Genomic DNA, 1561 nt, shown 5'->3' on the forward strand with positions numbered 1-1561 from the left:
TCCTTACGGTGAGAACTGGATGTTCTCCCGGGATTGTGTCCCGCCGTGGATCTCACGCGAAGAGGCCCTCGACGTATGCGCGAGAACCCCGCGTGAGGCGATCGACAAAGTGCAGTTCGTCGGGACGTCAGCACAGGTGCTGGAACGTCTTCAGCCCTACCTGGATCTCGGTGTGATCGATGAGCTGTCATTGGTCAACTACGCCGAGTTGTGCGGTGTGAAGTACATGGCGTCGGCGGGCGAGGCCATTGTCAAGCTGCTGTCCAAGGTAAAGGGTATCGAGTCCGCCACGGGTCCGGGTGTCACGACCCTCGTCACCGAAGGATTGTCCACCTAGCCGACGACCGGGCACACGCCCACCGGTGACTGAATGACGACTAAACGACGAGGCGAGAGAGACCAGGTGACCTATCGGGTGGCCCATGGCGGAACAGGTTTGACGGGCCGGGAAGCGTTGCGCGGCATCATCAACGACCCGGCTCTCGACCTGATCGCCGTGCTGGTGACGACACCAGCGAAGGTCGGCGTCGATGCTGGATCGTTGTGCCGACTACCGGACACCGGCCTACTCGCCACCGACGACATCGACGCGATCATTGCCGCTAAGCCAGACTGCTTCTGTTACTGCGGCACGGCCGTGCGTCGCGAAGAACAGGCCATCGAGGACATGGCGCGGCTGCTGCGGGCAGGGATTAACGTTGTCACCATCTCCACCATCCCGATGATCTACTCCCCCGCGGCACCGCAGAGTTGGCGGAACACCATCGAAAGCGCCTGTCGGGAAGGACAATCCAGCTTCTACGCCACCGGCAGCGAACCCGGCGTCGCCAGCCTGAACATTCCGACCGCGCTACTGGCAGGCGCCGGTCAGGTCGACAGCTACCGGATGGATGAGTATGCACTGGGCCTAGACGAGACCTACCCGATCTGGCAGGTGCTGCACGAATCCATGGGCTTCGGCAAGCCGGACGGCCATGTGCCCGCGCGCATCGCCTCGGGCAAGGTGAACCACGATTGGGAGACGGTGGTGCGCTACATCGCCGAAATCCTGGGCTACCGGCTGGACGACATCGATCTCGATTGGGAGACGCTTAAGGCTCCCACCGATCTGAACACCAATGTCGGCGTGCTCGCTGCCGGGACGATCTGCGCCCACCGGTGGCAGCTCGCCGTCAAAGTCCAAGGCAAGGCGGTGGTCTCGGTGCAATATTTCGCGACCGTGTCCAGCACGCCGTGGCCGGACTCCTGGCCGCGTCCGGTTGCGGAGGCGGCCAGCGCTGTCGTGTACCGGGTGGCCGGTCGTCCCAACATGCGCATGCAGCTGTGCTTCGATGCCCAGGACGGGGAGAAGAACCTTAACTCCGCGATCGCACTCTCGGGAATGGCGGCGGTGAACGCGATTCCGTATGTCGTCGCGGCCGAGCCCGGTATCCACGACCCGATCTCAGGCCCAGACGTCGTGACGAGACAGGCCGTCGGCGCGCGCGCAACCAGCGGAACCCCGGCATGAAACGCTATCGCGTTGCCCACTACGGCACCGGTCACACCGGCACACTCGTAT

2 protein-coding genes are annotated in these 1561 nt (G+C 63.5%); both read left to right on the forward strand.

Annotation, left to right across the window (positions count from 1 at the left end; genetic code table 11):
• On the forward strand, nt 1-337 hold a 337-nt coding region (locus tag WAN71_RS18175), incomplete at its 5' end, for a hypothetical protein (RefSeq protein WP_422226668.1).
• Between the two features lie 33 nt (nt 338-370).
• The gene (locus tag WAN71_RS18180) at nt 371-1510 is read left to right on the forward strand and encodes a dihydrodipicolinate reductase (protein ID WP_422226669.1); all 1140 of its coding nucleotides are present in this window, start codon (nt 371-373) and stop codon (nt 1508-1510) included.
• The last annotated feature ends 51 nt before the right edge of the window (nt 1511-1561 follow it).

Source organism: Mycobacterium sp. (assembly GCF_049280035.1).
In the GTDB taxonomy this organism is placed as follows: Bacteria; Actinomycetota; Actinomycetes; order Mycobacteriales; family Mycobacteriaceae; genus Mycobacterium.